Source organism: Bradyrhizobium sp. CER78 (assembly GCF_029846235.1).
Classification (GTDB): Bacteria; Pseudomonadota; Alphaproteobacteria; order Rhizobiales; family Xanthobacteraceae; genus Bradyrhizobium.
The window spans coordinates 86,372-103,209 of sequence record NZ_JARVWP010000019.1 but is presented as its reverse complement, the minus strand read 5'-3'; the positions used below and the strand labels follow the sequence as shown (position 1 = coordinate 103,209).

The 16,838-nt window shown below is 66.0% G+C and carries 12 protein-coding genes; 11 read left to right on the top strand and 1 reads right to left on the bottom strand.

The genetic code is table 11. The annotated features are described in order from the left end of the window. Positions 1–72 precede the first annotated feature (72 nt). A complete protein-coding gene (locus QDT69_RS30815) occupies positions 73–831 on the bottom strand; it encodes a GntR family transcriptional regulator (protein ID WP_279710230.1) in 759 nt (252 codons plus the stop codon). Positions 832–1,033: 202 nt separating this feature from the next. Here QDT69_RS30815 and QDT69_RS30810 point away from each other — a divergent pair, with 202 nt between their 5' ends. The 11 genes from QDT69_RS30810 (at position 1,034) to QDT69_RS30760 (ending at position 16,679) form a co-directional block, all read left to right on the top strand. Then, positions 1,034–1,888, top strand: a complete 855-nt coding sequence (locus QDT69_RS30810; protein WP_279710229.1) for an ABC transporter ATP-binding protein — start codon at positions 1,034–1,036, stop codon at positions 1,886–1,888. A 2-nt stretch (positions 1,889–1,890) separates the two neighbouring features. After that, positions 1,891–2,667 carry an ABC transporter permease gene (locus tag QDT69_RS30805; protein ID WP_279710228.1) on the top strand — a complete coding sequence of 259 codons (777 nt, stop codon included), beginning with the start codon at positions 1,891–1,893 and terminating at the stop codon, positions 2,665–2,667. A 43-nt stretch (positions 2,668–2,710) separates the two neighbouring features. Beyond that, a complete protein-coding gene (locus QDT69_RS30800; protein WP_279710227.1) occupies positions 2,711–3,736 on the top strand; it encodes an ABC transporter substrate-binding protein in 1,026 nt (341 codons plus the stop codon). Between the two features lie 105 nt (positions 3,737–3,841). Further along, positions 3,842–5,278, top strand: coding sequence for an amidohydrolase family protein (locus tag QDT69_RS30795; RefSeq protein ID WP_279710226.1), 1,437 nt, complete (start codon positions 3,842–3,844; stop codon positions 5,276–5,278). Positions 5,279–5,450: 172 nt separating this feature from the next. Continuing rightward, positions 5,451–7,874 carry a CoA transferase gene (locus QDT69_RS30790; RefSeq protein ID WP_279710225.1) on the top strand — a complete coding sequence of 808 codons (2,424 nt, stop codon included), beginning with the start codon at positions 5,451–5,453 and terminating at the stop codon, positions 7,872–7,874. Further along, positions 7,874–8,950, top strand: coding sequence for an ABC transporter ATP-binding protein (locus QDT69_RS30785; protein ID WP_279710224.1), 1,077 nt, complete (start codon positions 7,874–7,876; stop codon positions 8,948–8,950). Before QDT69_RS30790 ends, QDT69_RS30785 begins: the two co-directional genes overlap by 1 nt. Beyond that, on the top strand, positions 8,947–9,972 hold the full coding sequence (locus tag QDT69_RS30780; protein ID WP_279710223.1) for an ABC transporter ATP-binding protein: 1,026 nt from the start codon (positions 8,947–8,949) through the stop codon (positions 9,970–9,972). Before QDT69_RS30785 ends, QDT69_RS30780 begins: the two co-directional genes overlap by 4 nt. Beyond that, on the top strand, positions 9,969–11,516 hold the full coding sequence (locus QDT69_RS30775; protein WP_279710222.1) for an ABC transporter substrate-binding protein: 1,548 nt from the start codon (positions 9,969–9,971) through the stop codon (positions 11,514–11,516). Before QDT69_RS30780 ends, QDT69_RS30775 begins: the two co-directional genes overlap by 4 nt. A 4-nt stretch (positions 11,517–11,520) precedes the next feature. Then, positions 11,521–12,477, top strand: a complete 957-nt coding sequence (locus QDT69_RS30770) for an ABC transporter permease (protein ID WP_279710221.1) — start codon at positions 11,521–11,523, stop codon at positions 12,475–12,477. Beyond that, entirely contained in the window at positions 12,474–13,358 is an 885-nt protein-coding gene (locus tag QDT69_RS30765) for an ABC transporter permease (RefSeq protein ID WP_279710220.1), read from the top strand. The genes QDT69_RS30770 and QDT69_RS30765 overlap by 4 nt, the downstream gene beginning before the upstream one ends. An 18-nt stretch (positions 13,359–13,376) precedes the next feature. Beyond that, positions 13,377–16,679, top strand: a complete 3,303-nt coding sequence (locus QDT69_RS30760) for a carboxyl transferase domain-containing protein (protein WP_279710219.1) — start codon at positions 13,377–13,379, stop codon at positions 16,677–16,679. Positions 16,680–16,838: the final 159 nt, after the last annotated feature.

The window sequence follows — 16,838 nt, the reverse complement described above, 5'->3', positions numbered from 1 at the left end:
GCCGGGCCGTGCATCCTTCGAGGCTCGCTCCGCTCGCACCTCAGGATGACGGTGATAGATTGATTGTCGCGGTCAGCGCCGCACCGCCTTCGGCAGCTTCACCACCTTTTCGCCGCTCGCCTCGTCTGCGTAGGGTGCCAGAATATCCAGCAGATCCCGCCCGCGCTGAGGGCTGGGTGTGACCAGTGCGCGGGTCGCCACCGAGTCGAGGTGGCTGTGCATCAGCCCCATCACCTTGTCGACATCGCCCTTCGCCAGCGCCGCGATGATCGCGCGGTGCTCGTTGATCGCGCATTCCGATGAATGCGGCCGGCTGTACAGCGACAGCGTCAGGCAGCAGCGATAGGCGACCTCGCTGACATAGCGCACCAGGATCGGGCTGTTCGTCATATGGGCGAGCAGGATGTGGAATTCGGTGGCGAGCCGGATTGACACCGCATCGGTGCCGTCGCGGGCGCGATCCTCGGCATCGACATGGGCATTCAGTTCGGCGATCTGCGGCTTGGTCAGCTTGCCGGCGAGCTGCCGCACCACCAGCCGCTCCAGCTCGATGCGGATGTCGAAGGCATCGCGCGCCTCCTGCCAGCTCGGCGTCGCCACCACCGCGATGCGGTTGCGGCGCAGCTCGACGAGGCCTTCCGCGGCGAGCTGCCCGAGCGCATGCCGCGCGATGGTGCGGCTGACGCCGAAACGTTCGCCGAGCGAATCCTCGGGCAGCTTCGCGCCGGGCTCCAGCGCCTGCTCGATGATCGCGCGCCGCAGCGCACGGCAGATCACGCTGACCTTGTCGGACGATTCAGCCGTCTTGCTGGTGTCGGCGCGCGCCGCCATTGCCGCGAATCCCTCTCGAAACGTGCTTCGAACGCCTCTTTATCATACCGCTAAAACAATCGGGCGCTGCAATTGCATGCAGTTCGGGCTGTGGATTGCCCAAAAGGAATCCGGCGCCGCGCCCGCCGATCCCGCGATCCCATTGATTTTCAAGGGCCGGGCTGCTGGCATCCAGCTTGCATGCACTTTGCTTGTGATGCGCATGCAACCAAACTCCGAATTTGCCGGCGAGCCGATGGCCGCCGAATCCGCGCCGACCGCGATCGAGCTGTCGGAAGCCTCCGTCACCTTCGGCCGCGGCGCCCGCGCCGTGCCGGCCCTGTCGACAACGACGCTGCGGATCGCCGATGGCGAGTTCGTGGCGCTGGTCGGCCCGTCCGGCTGCGGCAAGTCCACCATCCTGCGGCTGGTGTCGGGTCTGGCGCGGCCGACCACCGGCGTCGTCATCGTCGGCGGCCGCGAGGTCGCGGCGCGCGCGATGCGGGTCGGCATGGCGTTCCAGAACCCGACCATGCTGCCGTGGATGACGATCGAAAAGAACATCATGCTGCCGCTGAAGATCGTCGAGCCGTTCCGCTCGCAATTCCGCAAGCTGCGCAAGACCGAGTTCCGCGACAAGGCCAACGCGCTGCTCGAGCAGGTCGGGCTGAAGGGCTTTGGCGGCCGCTATCCCTGGCAGCTCTCGGGCGGCATGCTCCAGCGCGCCAATCTGTGCCGCGCCCTGATCCACGAGCCGCGCATGCTGCTGCTCGACGAGCCGTTCGGCGCGCTCGACCAGTTCACCCGCGAGGAGTTGTGGGGGATCCTTCAGCAGCTGTGGATGACCCACAAGCCGACCGTGCTGCTGGTCACCCACGATTTGCGCGAGGCCGGCTTCCTGGCCAGCCGCGTCTGCGTGATGAGCGCGCGGCCCGGCCGCATCCTCGATGACTCCAGAGTAGATTTCGCCCGCCCGCGCACCGTAGCGATGACCTTCGAGCCTGACTTCGTCGCACTCAACCAGAAACTCCGCGCCTTCATCGTCGATGCGCGCACCGCGGCGCGAGAGGGAGCCTGACCATGTCCGTATCAGACATCAGGCAGAAGGCCTGGTCAGCGGCGCTGATCGTGCTGTTCTTCGTCGCCTGGGAGCTGTTCTGCCTGATGACAGGCATGTCGGATCTCGTGCTGCCGCGGCCGTCGCAGGTCTTCGCCACGCTGTTCGAGAAATTCCCGATCCTCTGGCCGCATATCGTGCAGACGCTGGTGACCACCATGATCGGCTTCGTGCTCGGCGTGGCGCTCGGCGTCGCACTCGGCGCCATCATCGGTGTGTCGAAGACCGCCTACGACACCTGCTATCCGCTGCTGGTCGGCTTCTCCTCGATCCCGAAGGTCGCGGTGGTGCCGATCTTCGTGCTGTGGTTCGGCTCCGGCACCGTGCCGGCGGTGCTGACCTCGCTGTCGATCTGCTTCTTCCCGATCGTTGTCAACATCGCCACCGGCCTTGCCACCACCGAGCCCGAGCTCGAGGACGTGCTGAAGGCGCTCGGCGCCAGCAAGTTCGACATCCTCTGGAACGTCGGGCTGCCGAGGACCATGCCGTTCTTCTTCGCCTCGCTGAAGGTCGCGGTCTCCTACGCCTTTGTCGGCGCGGTGCTGTCGGAGACCGTCGCCTCGAACCGCGGCATCGGCAACGTCATGATGACCGCATCCTCCAACTTCAACGTGCCGCTGGTGTTCGCCGGCCTGTTCGTGCTCGCCGGTCTCGGTGTCGCACTCTACGTCCTGTTCTCGCTGATCGAGGGCCAGGTCACGGGCTGGGCGACGCGCAAGGACAATGTCATCGCGACCTGAGGACTTCGTCAACTGTCAAGCAATGAAGCTTAAGGAGATCTCGATGCTGAGAAGAGTAAGCGCCGCACTGTTGGGATTGGCCCTGGTCGCGGGTCCCGCGTGTGCCGAGGAAACCACCATCAAGTTCACGCTGGGCTGGAAGACGCAGGGCTCGGATGCCGCGTTCTTCTACGCCAAGGACAATGGCTACTTCAAAGACGAGGGCCTCAACGTCGTGATCGACCAGGGCGAGGGCTCCGGCGCGACGGTGACGCGGATCATGTCCGGCGCCTATGACGCAGGGTTCGGCGACGTCAACGCCATCATCCAGAATGCCGCGACCAAGCCGCAGGATGCGCCTGTGATGGTCTACATGATGTGGAACCAACCGCCATTCGCGATCGTCGCCAAGAATTCGAGCGGCATCAAGTCGATCAAGGATTTCGAGGGTCACACCCTGGGCGGCGCGCAGGGCACGCCGACCACCCGGCTGCTGCCAGTGTTCGTGCACAAGAACGGGCTCGACGGCGAGAAGATCAAGATCTCCAACATGGCGCCGAACCTGCAGGAGCCGATGCTGATCAAGGGCGACATCGACGCCGCGCTGGTGTTCAACATCACGAGCTATTTCAACCTGGTGCTGAACCGCCAGGATCCGGATAAGGACTTCAAATGGTTCTCGTTCGGCGATTACGGGCTCGATCTCTACTCCAACGGCGTGATGGTGTCGCGCAAGCTGATCGCGGCGAATCCGAAGGCGGTGGCGGGCCTGGTGCGCGCCATCAACAAGGGCGCGATCGCGGTTGCCAAAGACCAGAACGCCGCCATGAAGGCCGCGCTGAACTATGACAACCTGATCAATGTCGACGTCGAGAAGCGCCGGCTGCAGTATTCCTTCGAGAAGCTGATCGTCTCGCCGGAGATGAAGGAGATCGGCATCGGCGACGTCAAGGACGACCGCATGGCCCGCGCCATCGGTTTCATCGTCGAAGGCTACCAGCTGGCCCGCACGCCGGCGCCTGCTGAAGTGTTTTCGCGCGAGTTCCTGCCGCCGCGCGCGGAGCGGGAGCTGGTGTATACTGCGAACTGACTATTCTCGTCATTGCGCGCGAAGCGAAGCAATCCATGCCTCGCATGGGGATAGATGGATTGCTTCGTCGCTTCGCTCCTCGCAATGACGGCGGAGGACGTTGCGATGGACGTCACGGCAACCCGCCTGTTTTCCAATCCTGATCGCCGTCTCCGCAATGTCGTCGTGCTTCGTCACGACGGCGGCGTCATCACCGATATCTCCGACGCCGCGGAGCCGGAGAGAGGCCCGCGCTCTCTCATCCTTCCCGCTTTCGTCAACGCCCACGACCATGCCCGCCCGAGGGCATCTGCGTTCGGCGCGGTCGGCATGCCCCTGGAGAGCTGGCTCCTACGCACGGTGGTGAGCACGCCGGTCGATCCGTATCTCACCGCAGCCTCGGCGTTTGCTCGTGCAGCGCAGGCCGGCTGCGCGGCGATGATGGTGCACTACACCCGCCCGAGCGGCATCATGCCAATGGTCGAGGAGGCCAAGGCGATTGCACGCGCCGCCCACGATGTCGGCATCCGCATCGCCTTTGCGATCGCGGTGCGCGACCAGAATCCGATCGTCTACGGCGACAGCGAACCGGTGCTCTCAAGTCTCGCCGGCGACGATCGCAGGACGATCGAGCAACTGTTCGTCCGCGCCCCGATGTCGCCGAAAGCCTATATCGAGCTGACCGACGCCATCGCCGCGGCCATCGGCGGGCCGAAGGTCGATGTGCAGCTCGGGCCTGCCGGGGTGCAGTGGTGCTCGAAGCCGCTGCTGGAGGCGGTCGCGGAGAATTCCGCGCAGACCGGCCGCCGGGTTCACATGCATCTGCTCGAGACGATCTATCAGCGCGGCTGGGCGGATACACATTTTCCCGGCGGCATCGTCCGCTATCTCCGCGACATCGGCTTGCTCTCGGAGCGGCTGACGCTCGCCCATTGCATCCACGCCCGGCCCGACGAGATCGAGATGATCGCCGCGTCAGGCGCGCGCATCGTGACCAATTTCTCGTCGAACCTGCACCTGCGCTCGGGGCTGGCGCCGATCGCGGCGGCGCACGCATGCGGTTGCGCGATCGCGGTCGGCGTCGACGGGCTTGCGCTCGATGAAGACGACGACGTGCTGCGCGAGATGCGGCTGGTGCAGATGATGCACGGCGGAACAGGATTCAAGCGCAGCTGGACACCGCAGGAATTCTTCGCGCTCGCGATCCGCAATGGCCGGCGCGCGACCGGTGCGCCGGGAGCGGGCGAGCTTGCCATAGGCGCGCCGGCCGATTTCGTCAGTATCGATCTCGACCGGCTCGAGTGCGATCAGATTCTCGATGCCGATCCGCTCGACCTCTTGTTCGCACGCGGCAATGCGTCGCTGATCTCAGAGCTTGTGGTCGATGGTCGCACCGTCGCAAAGGCCGGCCGGTGCCTCGGTGTTGATCTTCCGGCCATCGAGCAGGAACTGCGCGGCATCCATCGCGCGAGCGCGGCCACATACGCGCATGTCTTGCGCGCATGGCCGCGAATTTCGAGCTCGCTGCAACATTGGTTCGAAGCGCAGCTCACCTGCAATTAGCTGCACAATGGTCGTTTCGCGCGGAGCGTCAGGCGCAGTCAAATTCCGCTAATTCCGTCAAGCGGAAGAAAATTCCACTTGCATCACACAGTCGGCGCGGCTTCAAGTTCACCCCAACAAGAAAACTGAATCAGCCGCTGTCGCCGGCTGGTCATGTTGGTGAGGAAGCCTGATGGGCGCGTTGTCGCATCTGCGGATTGTCGAGATCGGAAGTGCTGCGGCGACGAGCTATTGCGCGCGGCTGTTCGCCGATTTCGGCGCCGATGTGCAGAAGGTCGAGCCGCCCGAGGGCGATCCGCTTCGCCGCACCGCGCCGCTGACGCCGCAAGGGCACAGCGCATGGTTTGCGTTTCTCAATTTCAACAAATCGAGTGTCGTGCTCGATAAGAGCGCCGCGCCGCGCCTGCGCGAGCTGATCGCAAGCTGCGACATCCTGCTTGATGGACGCGGTATCGCCGCGGCGGATTGTCCCGATCTCGATCTCGCCGCGATCCAGCACGACAATCCGGGCCTGATCCATCTCGACCTCGCCTGGTTCGGCGATCGCGGTCCCTACGCCGACTATGCTGCGACCGATTCTACGATCCGCGCGCTGACCGGCCTCGTGAAGCTGGTCGGCCCCGAGCAGGGGCCGCCGATGCACGCGCCGGATTTCCAGACCGGCATCCTGGGCGGGCTGTGGGGCTTCATCGCCGCCGCGTCGTCGGTGCTCGGCCGTATGCAGGATGGGCGTGGTCGCAGCAGCCATCTCAGCCTGTTCGAGGCCAGCATCGCCGTCACCGAATACATCATGTTCGAGGCGTTCCAGCGCGGCGACATCATGCGGCGCATCGGCGTCAACCGGTTCTGGCCGACCTTTCCGGTCGGCATCTACGAGACCAAACAAGGCTGGCTCGGCGTCACCACGGTGACCCCGGCGCAGTGGCGCGCGTTCTGCGAAATGCTCGGGCTGAACGAGTTGCGCGACGATCCGACGCTGGTCATGGGCGTCGACCGGCTGCGCCATGTCGCCGAGATTGAAGCCAAGATTTTGCCGAAGCTGAAACAGCGCACCGCACAGGAATGGTTTGCCGAGGGTCTCAAGCGCAAGATCCCGATCGTGCCGGTGCCGGAGGTATCGGACCTCATCGCCGATGAGGAGAAGCGCGCCCGCGGCGCCATCGTGCCGATCACGGTCGGCGACGAGACCGGCTTTTCCGCCGGCACGATGCAGCGGCTGGTGGCAACGCCGCCGCTGCGCGGTGGCCGCGTGCCTGATATCGGCGAGCAGCAGGCGAGGCCTGAGGCCGCGCCGCGCGTGCCGGTGTCGAAGCCGGCTCCGACCAACCGCTTGCCGCTCGAAGGCATCCGCGTCGTCGACTTCTCGATGGGCTGGGCCGGGCCGATCTGCACCCGCACGCTCGCCGATCTCGGCGCCGACGTCATCAAGATCGAGGCGACGCAGTATCCGGACTGGTGGCGCGGCGTCGATCGCCGCCCGGCCTATGTATTGGAGCAGATGTACGAGAAGTCGGTGCGCTACTGCATCATGAACCGCAACAAGCGCGGCATCACGCTCGACCTGACCCGGGCCAAGGGGCTTGCACTTGCAAAACGCCTGCTCGCCGATGCCGACCTCGTGGTCGACAATTATTCGGTCGAGGTGCTGCCCAAGCTCGGCCTCGGCTACGACGTGCTGAGCAAGCTGAACCCGAAGCTGGTGATGATGTCGATGTCGGCGTTCGGCGCCGGCAGCGTGCATCGTGACTGCCGCGCCTACGGATCGACCCTGGAGCAGGGCTCCGGCCTGCCGAGCGTAGTCGGCGACGCGGGTGGTCCGCCGGTCATGAGCCATACCGCGTTCGGCGATGCTGTCGGCGGCCTCAACGGTGCTGCCGCGGTGCTGACCGCGCTGATTCACGCTGGGCTCACGGGGCAGGGCCAGTTCATCGATCTCGCGCAGATCGAATGCATGATGCCGTTCGCCGCACCCTGGATCGTCGCGCATTCGATCGACGGCAAGCCGCCGGCGAAATACGGCAACCGCCATCCGGATTTCGTGCCGCATGGCTGCTTTCGCTGCGATGGCGACGACAACTGGATCGTCGTCGCGGTGTCCAATGACGCGATGTGGCCAAAGCTGGCACGGCTGCTCGGCCGCGACGATTGGGCATCGGACGAAAGGCTCAAGGCGGTCGCAGGCCGCCGCGCCATCGAGGGCGAGATCGAGGCTGCGATCACGGCTTGGACTTCGGCGCGCGACGCCGATGCGGCGATGGCCGCGCTGCAATCTGCCGGCGTTGCATCCGGCGTGGCACGGCTGCCGATCGAGCTTCTGAAGGATCCGCAGCTGCACGCCCGCGGCTTCATCCAGCAGGTCGACCGCGCCTTCATCGGCAAACATCCGCAGCCGTCGATGCCATTCCGCGAAGGCGACGCGCCGTTCGTGATCCGCTCGGTGCCGCCGACGCTCGGCGAGCACAATCGCGAGATCCTCGGAGGCATGCTCGGGCTTTCCGACGCCGAGCTCGAGGAGCTCACCACTGACGGTATTATCGGCACTGAGATGCTGATGGAGGAGCAGCTGGTGAAAGAGAAGAAGCGGGCGGCGGGCTGATGGGAGCAGGGCCACCGGCACAGCGCAGGGCGGAGGGTGCGCGCGACGGCGCGCGGCCGCTGCTCTCGGTGCGCGGGCTAGGCATCCGTTTCAAGACCACGCAGGGCATCTGGCAGGCGACGCGGCGGATCGACTTCGACATCGCGCCCGGCGAGCGGGTCGGCATCGTCGGCGAGAGTGGCTGCGGCAAGACCATCACCGGCCTCTCGATCCTGCGCCTGTTGCCGGGAAACTTTGCCGGCCTCGATGGCAAGATCCTGTTCGACGGCGTCGATCTCGCCTCCTGCAGTGCGCGGCAGATGCGCGCGATCCGGGGCAAGCGGATCGCGATGATCTTCCAGGAGCCGATGAGCGCGCTCGATCCGGTCTTCACCGTCGGCCACCAGATCGCCGAGACGCTGCGCGTCCACAGCAACATCGGCCAGGAGGAAGCGCGCGCCAAGACGCTGGAGATGCTCCGCCGCGTCGGCATCGCCTCGCCGGAACGTCGGATCGACGACTATCCGCACCAATTGTCCGGCGGCATGCGCCAGCGCGTGATGATCGCGGCGAGCCTGATCTGCGGCCCGCAGCTCCTGATCGCGGACGAGCCGACCACCGCGCTCGACGTCACCGTGCAGGCGCAGATCCTCGAGTTGCTGCGCGACATCAGCGAGACCTCGAAGACCGCGCTGATGCTGATCACCCACGATCTCGGCGTCGTTGCCGAGACCTGCACGCGGATGATTACGATGTATGCCGGCGAGGTGATCGAGGACGCCGCCGTCGACGAGGCGTTGGTGCGGCCGCTGCATCCCTATACGTCGGGACTTTTACGCTCGTTGCCGCATTTGAGCCCGCGCCACGGCCGGCTGCCGTCGATCCCGGGCCGGGTACCGTCGATCGCCGAGATGCCGGCCGGCTGCCGCTTCCGCGCCCGCTGCGCGCATGCTGCAAAGGGCTGCGAGGCCGAGCAGAAACTGCAGGACGCCGGCGGCGGCCGCAGGGTGCGCTGTCATCGCTTCGCCGAGCTCAATCTGCCGGGTGCGCTGCATCCGCCCGACGCGCCGGCTGCTGCGAAGGTTGCGACGCAATGACCGCAGCATCCGTTGAACAGCGCCGCGAGCCCATCGTCTCGGTGCGCGATCTCCAGGTCCGCTTCCAGACTTCGGACCGCCGCGCCACCGTCAAGGCGGTCGACGGCGTCAATTTCGACGTCCGCCGCGGCGAAACGTTTGGCATCATCGGCGAGTCCGGCTCGGGCAAGACCACGATCGGCCGTGCGCTGGTGTTCCTGCTCAATCCCAGCGCCGGCGCCATCCTCCATGACGGCATCGACCCGCTGGCGCTACCGCGCCGGGAATTCCAAAACCATCGCCGCGACTACCAGATCATCTTCCAGGATCCGAACGCCGCGCTGAACCCGCGTATGACAATCCTGGCTTCCGTGCTGGAACCGCTGGAGCTCGCGCGCATCGGCAGCCACACCGAGCGCGAGCGGCAGGCGCGGGAGGCGCTGGAGCGCGTCGGCCTGCCGCAGGAATTCGGCGAGCGCTATCCGCACCAGCTCTCCGGCGGCCAGAAGCAGCGCGTCGTGATCGCTCGCGCGCTGACACTCAAGCCAAAGCTGATCGTGTGCGACGAGGTGGTGGCCGCGCTCGACATGTCGATCCGCGGCGACGTGCTCAATCTGTTTGCCGATCTGCAGCGCGATCTCGGCCTGACCTATGTCTTCATCACTCACGATCTCGCCGTGGTTTCGCATATCAGCGAGCGCGTCGCGGTGATGTATCTCGGCCAGTTCGTCGAGCTCGGCCCGACCGAGGAGGTCGCCGAGCGGCCGCTGCATCCCTACACCATCGCGCTGCTGTCGGCCGAGCCGCGGCCGCTGCCGTCGGCGATGCGGCAGGAGAGCCGGATCGTGCTGCAGGGCGAGGTGCCGAGCCCGATCGATCCGCCCTCAGGCTGCCGCTTCCGCACCCGCTGCCCGCACGCGCAGCCGCTCTGCACCGAGTGTGCGCCGGAATGGCGCGAGCTGAAGCCCGATCACTGGGTGGCCTGCCATTTCGCCGACCGCCCGAATTTTCGCACAACTAGAAACACTGGAGAAGCGCCATGACGATGACGACACGACGTGAGGCCATGGCGCTGATCTCTGCAGCGCTCGCCGGCACGACGCTTGGTGGCGGCGCCTTCGCGCAAGGCGCGCCGAAGAAGGGCGGCACCTTGCGGATCTCGGCGCCGGCCAACCCGTCGAGCCTCGATCCCGCCACCGGCGGCGCCGGCTCCGACCACGCCTTCCTGTTCACGATGTACGACACGCTGGTTGAATGGGAATTCGAGACGCTGAAGCCGAAGCCGGGGCTTGCCGAGAGCTGGAAGTTCACCGATCCCAATACGCTGGTGCTCAACATCCGCTCGGGCGTCACCTTCCATGACGGCACGCCGCTCGATGCGGAAGCCGTCAAGTTCAACCTCGATCGTAACCGGAGCGATGCGAAGTCGAACATCAAGGCCGATCTGCTCTCGGTCGACGCGGTCGAGGTCACCGGCCCGCAGCAGGTCACGCTGAAGCTGAAGACGCCGGATACCGCGCTGCCCGGCATCCTCTCGGACCGCGCCGGCATGATGGTGTCGCCGACGGCGCTGAAGGCGGCCGAGGGCGGCGTCGTGACGCGCAAGCCGGTCGGCGCCGGCGCCTATGCATTCGTGAGCTGGGCCGACGGCGAGAAGATCGTGGTCAAGCGCAACGCGAAATACTGGAAGCCGGAGCGGCCCTATCCCGACGGCATCGAATTCTCGATCATTCCCGAGCTCACCACCGGCGCGCGTTCGGTTTCGGCGGGCCAGAACGATCTGATCTACCAGCTGCCGCCACGGCAGAAGGCGATCATCGAGCGCGCCTCGAGCGTCAAGGTGGTGCACGGCCCGACGCTCTACGTGTTCCAGATCTTCCTGAACTGGGCCAAGCCACCGTTTGACAACGTCAAGGTCCGCCAGGCGCTCAACTTCGCGATCGATCGCGAGTCCTTCGTCAAGGCCGCGCTCGCCGGCCTCGCCGAACCGGCCTACATGAACCTGCCGAAGTCGCACTGGGCCTATGATGCCGAGGTCGCAAAACTCTATCCCTACGATCCCGGCAAGGCGCGCAAGCTGCTCGCCGAAGCCGGCTTCAAGGAAGGCACCCCGATCGAGATCGGCGGCTATTCCGATCAGGATTCGGTGCAGCGCGAGGAGATCCTGATCGAGCAGTTCCGCAAGGCCGGGATGAATGTGCGCTTCGTCAACGCGCCGATCGCGGAAGCTTCCGCCGCATTCTTCGGTCCGGAGAAGAAGGGCTCAGGCCTGCTTGCGGCCTGGACCGGCCGGCCCGATCCGAGCCTGACCTATTCGCTGATGTTCACCAAGGACGCCTATTACAATGGCGGCCGCGCGCCGGTGCCGCCGGAGCTCGAGGCCGCGATCAAGGACTCGCGCGCCTCTGAAGATATCGAGGTCAGGCGCAAGGCCTTCGCCGCCGTGCAACGGCTGGTGATGGAGAATGCCTTCGTCGTGCCGCTGGCGTTCCAGTTCGAACTGGTCGCCATGAACAAGAAGGTGCAGGGCTATCGCCCCAACCTGCTGGGCAAGCCGAAATACGACGACGTCTGGCTGGAAGGCTGAACCCATGGCGCGACGGTCACCGGTCAAGGTCATCGGCAGCCGCCTGCTGCAGGCGCTGCCCGTGATCCTGCTCGCGACCTTCATGGTGTTCGCGCTGCTCAAGCTGGTGCCCGGCGACATTGCCGTGACGCTCGCCGGCGACAACGCCACCGACGCGCGGATCACCGAGATCAGGCAGCTCTACGGCCTCGACCGGCCGTTCCTGGTGCAATATGGCGCGTGGCTCGGCCATGTCGTGCAGGGCGATCTGTCGCAATCGCTTTTGACCGGCGAGAAGGTCGCCGATTCCATCGGACGCGCCTTCCCGAACACGCTGCTGATCGTCGTGATCGCACTGGTGCTGGCGCTGGTCACCGGCATTCCGATGGGCGTGATGGCCGCGATCAAGCCGAACGGCTGGGTCGACAAGCTGATCAGTATGATCGCCTCCCTCGGCGTCGCGGTGCCCGGCTTCTGGCTGGCGATGATCCTGGTCGCAGAGTTCTCGCTGAAGCTGAACTGGCTGCCGGCGACCGGCGCAAAATCCTTCAGCGTCTCGCCGGTTGATGCGATCCGGCACGCGCTGCTGCCGGGGATCGCCATCGCGGCCTACGGGATGGCGGAGGTGGCGCGCCAGCTGCGCGGCGCGCTGCTGGAGGTGCTGTCGTCGCAATATGTCCGCACCTTGCATGCCAAGGGCCTGTCGATGTCCCGCATCCTCTGGCAGCACGGCCTGAAGAATGTCAGCGTCAATCTGCTCACGATCATCAGCCTGCTGGTCAACCGCATGCTGGCGGCGACCGTGGTGATCGAGGCGGTGTTCGCGATTCCCGGTCTCGGCAGCCTGATCGTGCGCGGCGCGATCCAGCGCGATTTCCCGATCGTGCAGGGCGTCGTCTTCACCATGGTGGTGGTCGTGATCGCGGTGAACCTGATCACCGATCTCTTGTGCGCCGCGGTCGATCCGAGGATCGAGCAATGACCGACACCGCGCTCGCATCCCTCAAAGCACCGGCCAGGCCGACCCGGCTGAGGCGATTTGCGCGCTGGCTCGTTGGCGATCTCCGTGCCGCGCTGTCGATCCTGGTGCTCGTCGTGCTGGTTGTCGTCGCGATCGGTGCGCCCTGGATCGCGCCCTATGCGCCGACCGCACAGGACGTCAACAACATGCTGGCGCCGCCGGGGCCGCTGCACCTGCTCGGCACCGACGATCTCGGCCGCGATGTCTTCTCCCGCCTTATCTATGGCGCGCCGGCGACTGTTTACGCCAGCCTTCTTGCGGTCGGCGTCGCGGTCCTGATCGGGCTGCCGGTCGGCCTCATCGCCGGCTATTTCGGCGGCTGGATCGACGACGTCATCAGCCGCATCATCGACACCTTCCTGTCGTTTCCGGCGATCGTGCTGGCGATCGCGGTGACCGGCGCGCTCGGCATCGGGCTCACCAACGGCATGATCGCGATCGGCATCACGATGTTTCCGGCGCTGGCGCGCATCGTTCGCGCCCGCACGCTGATCGTGCGGCAGGAGCTCTATGTCGACGCGTCCAGGGGTTTTGGCGCGCCGACCTGGCACATCCTCTGGCGCCACGTGCTGCCGAATACATTGCAGCCGATCATCGTGCAGGTGACGCTGCTGCTTGCCGCGGCGCTGCTGGCCGAAGCCAGTCTCTCGTTCCTCGGCCTCGGCATCCAGCCGCCGGACCCGAGCTGGGGCGCCATGCTGGCGCGCGCCTATCAGTATATGGAAATTGCCCCGGAGCAGATGTATGCGCCGGGCCTTGCCATTCTCGTCGTCTCCCTGGCGTTCAACGCTCTGGGAGAATCCTTGCGTGTCGTGCTCGATCCGACCATGAAGGATCGTTGACCTCTTACGGAACCGTCCATGTCGTTCAAGAAATTGCTGATTGCCAACCGCGGTGAGATCGCGATCCGGATTGCCCGCGCCGCCGCCGATAGCGGCCTTGCCACGGTCGCGATCTATCCGGCCGACGATGCAGCCTCGCTGCATGTCCGCTCCGCCGACGAGGCGCGCGAGATCCCCGGCCACGGCGCCCGGGCCTATCTCGACATCGAGGCTGTCATCGCGGCGGCGAAGGCCGCGGGTTGCGACGCCCTGCATCCCGGCTACGGCTTCCTCAGCGAGAACACCCAGCTGGCGCGGCGTTGTGCCGAGGAGAAGATCACCTTCGTCGGCCCGTCGCCGGAGGCGCTCGATCTGTTCGGCGACAAGGCCAAGGCGAAGGCACTGGCGAAAAAATGCGGTGTGCCGATCATTGCAGGCACCTCGGGCGCGACGTCGCTTGAGGAGACAAAATCCTTCTTCGCCTCGCTCGGCGCCAATGCCGCCGTGATGATCAAGGCGATCGCCGGCGGCGGCGGGCGCGGCATGCGCGTGGTCGAGGACGCGGCGAAGCTCGATGAGGCCTATGCGCGATGCCAGTCCGAGGCCAAGGCGGCGTTCGGCAGCGATGCCGTCTATGTCGAGCGGCTGATCCGGAAAGCGCGCCATATCGAGGTGCAGATCATCGGCGATCGTCATGGTGCGATCAGCCATCTCTGGGAGCGCGAATGCACGATCCAGCGCCGCAACCAGAAGCTCATCGAGGTGGCGCCGAGCCCGTCGCTGAGCGAGGCCCTGCGCGCGCGCATCATCGAGGCGGCAAAGCAACTCGCGACCGCCGCGCGCTACGACAACCTCGGCACCTTCGAATTCCTGGTCGATGACGAAGCCGGTGAAGGCGAGGGCGCCTTCGCCTTCATCGAGGCCAATCCGCGGCTCCAGGTCGAGCACACTGTCACCGAAGCCGTGCTCGGCATCGACCTCGTGCGGTCGCAGCTCGCGGTCGCGGCCGGGGCCACGCTGGCTTCGCTCGGCCTGGCGCAATCTGCGGTGCCGCTGCCGCGCGGCTATGCGATGCAGCTCCGCGTCAACATGGAGGTGATGGACGAGAAGGGGCTGACCAAGCCGACCGGCGGCACGCTCAGCGTGTTCGACCTGCCGTCCGGTCCCGGCGTTCGCGTCGATACGTTCGGCTATTCCGGCTACCGCACCAGCGCCGCGTTCGACTCGCTGCTTGCCAAGGTCATCGTGCATTCGCCGAGCCAAAAATGGACCGACGTGGTGCACAAGGCATCGCGCACCCTGCGCGAATTCCGGATCGGCGGCGTCGCGACCAACATCCCGCTGCTCGGCGCGATCCTGGCGCATCAGAGCTTTGGCCGGAACAAGATCAGCACCAATTTCATCGATACCCATGTGGCGGCGCTGGTCGGCGCCGCGAAGGAACATGCCGCGCCGCTGCTCGAGGTGAGCGAGGCGGTCGCGACCAAGACTGTGACGGCCGAAGCGGCGCCGGAAGGATCGCTTCCGGTAGCGGCGCCGCTACAGGGCACGATCGTGGCGATCGAGGTCGCGGAGGGCGATCTGGTCCGTCCCGGCCAGCAGATCGCAGTGCTGGAATCGATGAAGATGGAGCATCTCGTCACAGCGCCGCATGGCGGCCGGGTGACGAGGATCGCGGGCGGCATCGGCGTCACGCTGATGCATGGCGAGCCGATCCTGTTCCTGGAGCCTGCCGAGGTCGACGGCCATACCGCGGCGGAAGAGGCCGCGATCGATCTCGATCACATCCGCCCTGATCTGGGTGAGCTGATCGCGCGCAAGGCGATCACGCTGGACGAGAACCGTCCGGCCTCGGTGGAGCGGCGGCGCAAGACCAACCAGCGCACCGCGCGCGAGAACATCGCGCAGCTGGTCGATGAGGGCTCGTTCGTCGAATACGGCTCGCTCGCGATCGCGGCGCAGCGCCGCCGCCGCAAGGTCGAGGACCTGATCAAGAACACGCCGGCCGACGGCCTGATCGCCGGTGTCGCCACCGTCAATGCGGGGCATTTCGGTCCCGAAGGCGCGCGCTGCATGGTGATCTCCTACGACTACACCGTGCTGGCCGGCACCCAAGGCCATATGAACCACAAGAAGATCGACCGCATGCTCGGCCTCGCCGAGCAGTGGCGCATGCCGCTGGTGTTCTATGCCGAGGGCGGCGGCGGCCGTCCCGGCGATACCGACCGGCTCGGCATGACCGGCCTCGACGGCCCATCCTTCGTGCAGTTCGCAAAACTCTCCGGGCTCGTGCCGGTCGTCGGCGTGGTCTCGGGCTATTGCTTCGCCGGCAATGCGGCGATGCTCGGCGTCTGCGACGTCATCATCGCCACCAAGAACGCGTCGATCGGCATGGGCGGTCCGGCGATGATCGAGGGCGGCGGGCTCGGTGTCTACCATCCGGCCGAGGTCGGCCCGGTCTCGTTCCAGTCACCGAACGGCGTGATCGACATCCTGGTCGAGGACGAGGAAGAGGCCACGACGGTGGCGCAGAAATACCTGTCCTACTTCCAGGGCGCCGTGGCCGACTGGAAAGCACCGGACCAGCGGCTGCTGCGCCGCGCGATTCCCGAAAATCGCCTGCGGGTCTACGACATCCGCAACGTGATCGACCTGATCGCCGACGAAGGCTCGGTGCTGGAGATCCGCAAGGATTTCGGCGTCGGCATGATCGCGGCCTTCATCCGCATCGAAGGCAAGCCGTTCGGCCTGATCGCCAACAATCCGAAGCATCTCGGCGGCGCGATCGATGCGCCCGCCGGCGACAAGGCCGCGCGCTTCATGCAGCTGTGCGACGCATTCGACATCCCGATCGTCTCGCTGTGCGACACGCCGGGCTTCATGGTCGGCCCCGAGGCCGAGAAGACCGCGATCGTGCGCCATGTCGCGCGGATGTTCGTCACAGGCGCCAGCATCACGGTGCCGCTGTTCGGCATCGTGCTGCGCAAGGGCTACGGTCTCGGCGCGCAGTCGATGATCGGCGGCGGCTTCCACGCCTCGTTCTTCACGGTGGCCTGGCCGACCGGCGAATTCGGCGGCATGGGGCTCGAAGGCTACGTCCGCCTCGGCTTCCGCAAGGAGATGGAAGCGATCGAGGACCCGGTCGAACGCGAGAAGTATTTCCAGACCAAGGTCGCCGAGCTCTACGCCAACGGCAAAGCCGTCTCGATCGCCTCGGTGCTCGAGATCGACGAGGTGATCGACCCCGCCGACACGCGGCACTGGATCATGGCGGGCCTGCGCTCGGTGCCGAAACGCGAGCCGCGGACGCATCGCAAGAGGCCGTGTATTGATGCATGGTGATGTGAGGTGAGCACGCCGGTCAGGCTCCCTCCCCCCTTGCGGGGGAGGGTTGGGGAGAGGGGTGGCCCCGGGGCGAGATGATTGGTGAGGGCGGCGCCCTCGCAAGTTCGATCATCTGTTGCAGTGACCAATACGGAGGTTGCACGTCGTGTGGCACCC